3 protein-coding genes are annotated in these 7,274 nt (G+C 61.3%); 1 reads left to right on the top strand and 2 read right to left on the bottom strand.

Annotated elements, in window-relative coordinates:
- Positions 1 to 625: 625 nt before the first annotated feature.
- Complete coding sequence (locus ACZYOF_RS41095; RefSeq protein WP_463719316.1) at positions 626 to 2,494, bottom strand: dihydroxy-acid dehydratase domain-containing protein; 1,869 nt, start codon at positions 2,492 to 2,494, stop codon at positions 626 to 628.
- Positions 2,495 to 3,026: 532 nt separating this feature from the next.
- Here ACZYOF_RS41095 and ACZYOF_RS41090 point away from each other — a divergent pair.
- Positions 3,027 to 3,929, top strand: coding sequence for a polyphosphate kinase 2 family protein (locus ACZYOF_RS41090; RefSeq protein WP_282526522.1), 903 nt, complete (start codon positions 3,027 to 3,029; stop codon positions 3,927 to 3,929).
- 23 nt (positions 3,930 to 3,952) lie between these two features.
- Here ACZYOF_RS41090 and ACZYOF_RS41085 read toward each other — a convergent pair whose 3' ends face one another.
- The gene (locus ACZYOF_RS41085) at positions 3,953 to 6,691 is read right to left on the bottom strand and encodes an HAD-IC family P-type ATPase (RefSeq protein WP_463719315.1); all 2,739 of its coding nucleotides are present in this window, start codon (positions 6,689 to 6,691) and stop codon (positions 3,953 to 3,955) included.
- Positions 6,692 to 7,274: the final 583 nt, after the last annotated feature.

The following is a 7,274-nucleotide window of genomic DNA, read 5'->3' as shown; positions in this document are numbered from 1 at the left end:
TCTCCCGAAGCGACGCCGCCCACAACGCAAGCGTCTCCTCAATCGACGCTGCCTGCGTCCACGATCTTCGAATCATGGTTGCCCATGGATTCAGAAACCCACTAAAAAAACAACTGTAATGCTAGGCGACCCCCGGCGCGACGTTCGTTCGAAGGTAGACTCCGATGGAACCAATTTGGTCGCCGGGCGACTCCGATGGAACCAAATTGGACTCGAATAGAGGCCGAAAACGCCAGTTGAATAAACGTGTTTTTCCAGAACGTAGACTCAGATCCAACCAGAGCCGACAATCCCTTGTTTGTGGTTTGGCGCTGTTTCAAATATCTCCATGATTGCCTCGGCACGGTCATCCATGCCTTCCAGCGTGGCCATAAAGGTACCCGGGACAATAGTCAGCGCTCAGGCGTGACGCCGCATTTTCCGACCGACAGCCCTCCCCAGTTCCCAGCGAATCTTGTTCAGCTCGTTGCCGAGGTCGTGCTTGCTCAGCAGCAGATTGGGAATTGCCAAATCGAATGCGCGCCGGTCATGGACGTGCCCGCATTCTACTTTACCACTTCCCACCTCCGGGCACTTTGCCTGCGGTCGGTGCTGACATTTCGATCATCGGCGCCAGCCGCCGTTCCTAGAATGCCTTTTTCGTCTCCGGCCGGTGCTTGTTCGTCGGCACAAAACCCGACGGCTTTGCTTCGCGCGGCTGGCGCACCCAGACCTCGCGATTCGGATGCAGGCCGCCGCCGCGAGTGGCAGGAACGGCAGTGAGCCGCGCGCGGTGCAACAGGCGCGTATCCGCGTCACCGCAATTCGGGTGGATGCCGCCGTTATCCGCCACCACCTTGTCCCATGCGGCTTTGCGCTGCCTGAGAACGGCAGGATCCGACAGCTCCGTGCAGTTGAGCTCGTTCTTGTTCAAGTCCGCGACGATCTCGTCACCGTCCCGAACGAGAGCGATTGGTCCGCCAAGGGCCGCTTCAGCGCCGACATGGCCGATGACAAGGCCGACCGATCCGCCGGAGAACCGCGCGTCGGTCATCAGCGCCACCACGATTCCCCGCTCGCGGCACAGCGTGGTGATGCGCGAGGTCGGGTCAAGCATCTCCGGCATGCCGGGAGCGCCGCTCGGCCCCTCGTAGCGCACGATGATCATGTCGTTGTTCTGGAATCGCCCGGGCGTCTTGTCGAGCGCGTCAAGCAGGCCCTGCTCGCCTTCGAACACGCGCGCCTTGCCGCGGAACAGATTGTTTTCCAGTCCGCCTTCGACGCCGGCAAGCTTCAGGATCGCCGAGAATTCCGGCGACAAATTGCCGCCGAGAACCCGCAGGCCTCCGGTCGGCTTATAAGGCTTGGCGACGGGATAGATCACCGTGCCATCGACGGCCTTAGTGCCGAGGCGCTTGACCTGCTGCGCCAGCGTTTCGCCCGTGCAGGTCATCACGTCGCCGTTGAGAAGCCCGGCCTCCAGCAGTTCGCGCACGATCACCTGCACGCCGCCAACCTGGTCGATGTCGACCATCGAATACTTGCCATACGGGCGGGCGTCGGTGAGGACCGGAACGACATACTGCGACAGATGATTGAACTCGGCCGGCGTCATCACCTCTTTCCAGAAGTCCGCAAAGCCTGCGGCGCGCGCGATCTCCGGCGCATGCAGGGTGACATTGGTCGAACCGCCGACCGCCATTGCGACGATGACGGCGTTTCGGATGGAATCGCGAACCACGATGTCGCGCGGCTTCAGGTCCTTCGCGATCATTTGCGCGAGGTAGTCGACCAGCTGGCCCGGGAATTCCTTGAGCCGGCGGGGATCGTCGGACGGTGGCGCCACCATGTGCAGCGGCTGCATGCCGACGACGCCAATGAATGTCTGCATGGTGTTGTAGGTGAACATGCCGCCGCAGCTACCGTATCCGGGGCAGGCATGACAGGCGATGCGATGGCGGTATTCGGCGTCTGGGTTGCCGGCGACCTGATAGGCACTGACGATGTCGAGCTTCTCGCCGGTGTTCGGGTCGGTACCGGGATGGATGGGCCCATCCGACATGATGATCGCCGGCTGATTGTGCTCGAGCAGCGCCGCCAGCGTGCCGACCGGCGGCTTGTCACAGGCTACGACGGCGATGGTACCGCGGAGACCGGTCGCGCTCAAATGCTCGCAGAGCGCATCGTGAGTGACCTCACGCCCGATCAGCGAATAGCGCATTTCGCGGGTGCCGTTGCGGATACCGTCCGACGTCGCGATCGTGTATTCCGGCTGGACCAGGCGCAGCTTCAACTGGCCCGCGCCCTTGCCGATGCGGCTCTTGAGACTGGCGTGGATGGCATCGACCTTCGCCGTCACACCCATGTAGCACTGGCTGTCGCCTTTGGTGCCGACCACGCCAACCGACGGCTCGTGGATCAGATCCGGATCGGTGCCAAGCTCTCGCGCAATCCCGATGGTTTGGGTGGAGCGGCCTGGATGCCGGTCGATGATGACGGCTTTCGATTCTGTCACGGCGAGTTTCCTTCCAAGCGAACGGCTTGTTTTGATCGACAAAGTGCGGGGCGCACCGCGTGCGAGAGGATACGACCAAGTTCCCAGTGGCAACGCGGCGGGCCGAATGCGAGATTGATCGCGGTCGGCCCGTTCAGTGCATAAGCCCCGAAGATCGCTGACACAATCGGATTGTCAAACCATCTTGCGTTGAGGCGGCGGCTGGCTGGGGCGGGAGGTATTCAGCCATGGTCCTACCCTGCCCTGGGTTGACCACTACTACAGACTTCTTCGTAAAGCACGGAAGCAGACGAGTTCTCAATCTTGCTCCGATCAAGCTGAATTCGAGCAATGCAATAATCGGATCAGGAAACCCGAGCCCGCTGCCAATTCTTGCTGAACGCGTGCAGGAATCCAGTAAACTTCACGCCGCTGGGTCGGCAGGCATTGTTGCTATGATAAAGTGAGGACGTTACGCGCGGTTTCTGACTCAAATCTCGCGGCGCCTAAGCGACCGAGCGAGTTTGTCTCTTCACAAATGGGAGGTCTCGCTATGCCGAGAAAAGAGATTCTCGACCAAATCCAGAAGTACACCCACCCGTTCCGCGTCACTAACGGCAAGGGCTTTCAACTGAAGGATTTCGACCCCGGTGATACGCGCACCCTGAAGATGGACAAGGGTGAAGCAGCCGACCTCCTGCAACGCGGCACTCAGTGGCTCGCAGAAGAACAGGACATGCTGTATGCCCAGGACCGCTGGTCGCTGCTGCTCGTCTTCCAGGCCATGGATGCTGCTGGCAAGGACAGCACGATCAAACACGTCATGTCGGGGGTCAATCCGCAAGGCTGTCAGGTCTCCTCGTTCAAGCAGCCATCGCAAGAGGAGCTCGACCACGACTTCCTGTGGCGCTACGTCAGGCGTCTGCCCGAGCGTGGGAAGATCGGCATATTCAACCGCTCCTACTACGAGGAGGTCCTCGTTGTGCGTGTGCACGAGGATATCCTGAAGCGACAGAAATTGCCTCCGCAGTTCATGGGCAAGCGCATCTGGGACGAACGGCTCGCCGACATCGCGCGTTTCGAAGACTACCTGACCCGGCAGGGCGTGGTCATCCTCAAGTTTTTCCTGAACGTGTCGCGCGAGGAACAGAAGAAGCGTTTTATGAAGCGCCTCGACAACGCGGAGAAGAACTGGAAGTTCTCTCCTTCGGACGTCCATGAGCGCAAGTTCTGGCGCGACTACATGCGCTCATTTGAAGATGCGATCCGGGCCACGGCTTCGCAGCACGCGCCGTGGTATGTGGTGCCGGCCGACAACAGGTGGTTCACCCGGCTTGTCGTCGCCGCGGCGATCGTGGAGACGGTCGAGCAGCTTGACCTTGCATACCCGACGCTGAGCGCGGAGCAGAAGAAGGAGGTGGCGGCCGCGCGTACGGAGCTTGCGCGCGAAGCCTGACGCCCTTGTCCAAGGCTCTGCGATCAGTTGCCGGCTTCGGCAGCGACGACAACCTCTCGCAACGAACCCGACGAGCGAATGATCAGCTTCTCAGCCTCCACGACGAGGAAGAACACCAAACCGCCTGCCAGCAGCCAGGGCCAGACCCATAACGGGATAGCTTCGTTGCCGAACATCGCCTGGAACGGTGGTGTGTAGGTGAAGATCAGTTGCAGGATCACCACGGCAATGATGCCGAGCGGCAAGTACTGATTGCCCATGTGCGCCTTGAGGTCGAGCGACGAGTCGAGCAGATAGCGGCTGTTCAAGAGATAGAACACCTGGCCAATCGTGATGGCATTGACGGCGACCGTCCGCGCCAATCCGTCCGAAGCGCCCTGGCCCTTCATCCAGAAGAACGCCAGCAGGGTGTAGGCAAGGAGCGCCAAGCCAACAAAGACGACCCGCCAAATCCCGAAGCCGGTGACGATCGGGCGGTCCGCCGCGCGCGGAGGCCGCTGCATCACATCGATCTCGTGCGGCTCGAAGGAGATGACCAGGCCAAGCGCAACCGAAGTCACCATATTGACCCAGAGCACTTGCGGGGCGGTGATCGGCATGGTGAAGCCAAGAAAGATTGCCGACGCAATCACCAGCGCCTGCGCGACGTTGGTCGGCAACAAGAAAAGCATGGCCTTCTCGATATTGTTGTAGACCGTGCGTCCCTCTTTCACCGCTGCCGAGATCGAGGCGAAGTTGTCGTCGGCCAGGATCATCCCGGCTGCTTCCTTCGTTACCTCGGTGCCTTTGATACCCATCGCAACGCCGATGTCGGCTTTCTTGAGCGAAGGCGCATCGTTTACGCCATCGCCTGTCATCGCCACGATTTGGTTGTTGGCCTGAATGGCCTTCACAAGGCGCAGCTTGTGTTCAGGGCTTGCACGCGCGAAGACATCAACGGCGCGAACGCGTTCCTGCAACGTCGCGGTGTCCATGCCCTCGATCTCGGCGCCCGTGATCGCCGTCTTCCCGTCGCCGAGACCAAGCATCTTGGCGATGGCCGCGGCGGTGATCTTGTGATCGCCCGTGATCATGGTGACCCGGATGCCACCGCCGTGGCACTCCTTCACAGCCTCGATGGCCTCTTTGCGCGGCGGATCCAGCAAGCCGATCAGGCCGAGCAAGACGAGCGTCCGCGGCAAGTCGGCCGCGGTGAGACCGCCGATCTTCACATTCGGAGTCTCGAGCCACGCCAGCGCCAGCACGCGTTCGCCTCGAGCCGCAAGCCGGTCTGATTGTTTCAAGAAGTGCTCGCGGCCGAGCGGCCTCGGCTGGCCGTTGGCGGTCTGCTCGCGATCGCAGTGATCGAGGATCACTTCCGGGGCGCCCTTGACCAGCAGCACCTGCTCGCCGCTCGCAGCCTCGTGGAGCGTCGCCATGAACTTGTGCTCGGATTCGAAGGGAATGGCATCGATACGCGGAGCTGCCGCCTGCTCTGCCTGCCGATCCATACCGAGCTTGGCCGCGAACGGATAGAGCGCGCCCTCCGTCGGATCGCCCTCCACCTTCCAGCGGCCTTCCTCCAGAAACAGCTCCGCATCGTTGCAGAGCAACGAGACCCGCCCCATGAGCGCGAGTACCGGCTCCCTGCCCGCGGGCTTTCCGTCCTTTCTGATCTCCCCCTTCGGCGAATAACCGTCGCCTGTAATTTGATATGCTGACTCAGCCGTGACGGCGGACACCACCATCATTTCCATGAGCGTCAGCGTGCCCGTCTTGTCCGAGCAAATCCGCGACACCGATCCAAGCGTCTCGACCGCAGGCAATCGCCGGATGATGGCGTTGCGCTGCGCCATGCGCTGCACGCCGATGGCCAGGGTAATCGTGATGAGCGCGGGTAGTCCCTCCGGAATGAGCGATACGGCGATGCCGACGACGGCCTGGAACAGCTCCACAAAGTCCATACCCTTCACCCACTTTCCGTAGGCGAATATCAGGACGCTGATCACCCCGATCGCAGCGGTGATGGCGTAGCCGAATTTCTTGACCTGGCGCAGCAACGGAGTCTCGAGCGGACTGACATTGGCGAGGAGCTGGTTGATGCGGCCGAGTTCGGTCTCGCTACCGGTCGAGACGACCACTCCGGTCGCGCGACCGGACGTGACCATGGTGCCGGAAAACGCCATGCTCTCGCGATCCCCGACCGTCGCGTTCGCAGGCACCGCATCGACGCCCTTCTCCGCCGGCACCGATTCGCCAGTGAGGGCGGCCTCTTCAGTCCGCAGGTTCTTCGCCTCGATGAGCCGCAGGTCTGCAGGAATCTTGTCACCCGACTCCAGGAGCACGACGTCGCCCGGAACAAGCTGCTCCGCAGCAATCATGCGGGTTTCGCCACCGCGCACCGTCCGCGCCTCCGCCGACAGCATGTTGCGGATGGAGTCCAGTGCCTTCTCGGCCCTGCCCTCCTGAATGAACCCAAGCAGCGCGTTGAGAACGACCACACCAAAGATGATTGCCGCGTCAACCCAGAGGTTCAGCATCAACTTGGTGAATCCCGCGGCGAGCAGCACGTAGACCAGGACGTTGTTGAACTGCGCGAGAAACCGGGCAAACGGGCCCTCCTTCCTGCCTTCCGGCAGACGGTTTGGCCCGTATTTCCGTAGGCGGACCGCGGCCTCAGCCGGATCGAGACCTTTCTCCCGGCTGGTGCCGAGTCGCTCCACGACCTCTTGTTGAGATATCGCGTGCCAGGCAACAATCTCGCTGACCGGGTTCGCATTCACTGCTGTGCTCATGCGTCTGCAAGGAAGAAAAGCTTGCGACCTGGAATTCCAGAAACCGAGTACGCGTCTGTGAGCGCGAGCATCATCGCACCGTCGGTCGCCAAATACAACTCAAGGAGCAATTGTGGCCCAGGCTGACGACCAAGGGGGCGATAAGGCCGACGGCCCGCGAGCGGATACCAAGCGATATCCGATGCAACGCGTCGACGAACTTCTCATTCGTGGGATCCGAAAACCCCACGGTGCGGCGAACGCTCACCAAGGCAACGTATCTGGCCGTGTGGTGAGGCTTTCTACCTCTTGCTCGCGTCGCAGCTCGCCGAGATTCTTGGTCGATCGACACGGCCTTGACACGTCAGCAAAGCTTACCTAGCGCCAACGCGTTCGGTTCGTATCACCCTCGCCTTGCTCTAGTCGTGTTGCACGAGCGCGAGACAGTATTCCCGCAAGGTGCGGCGGGTGCCGTCCGAAAAGCGGTTGGAATTGAAAGTGGCGTAGTCTCCGGGGTGATCAACCTCGAATCACCCGGCGTTGACGCGCCGGGCTGGAGACCACGCCATGACAAGCGTTACCACGAAGGCTT

The organism is Bradyrhizobium sp. LeoA1Lang, from assembly GCF_055413685.1.
This window is presented reverse-complemented; position numbering and strand designations above follow the sequence as displayed.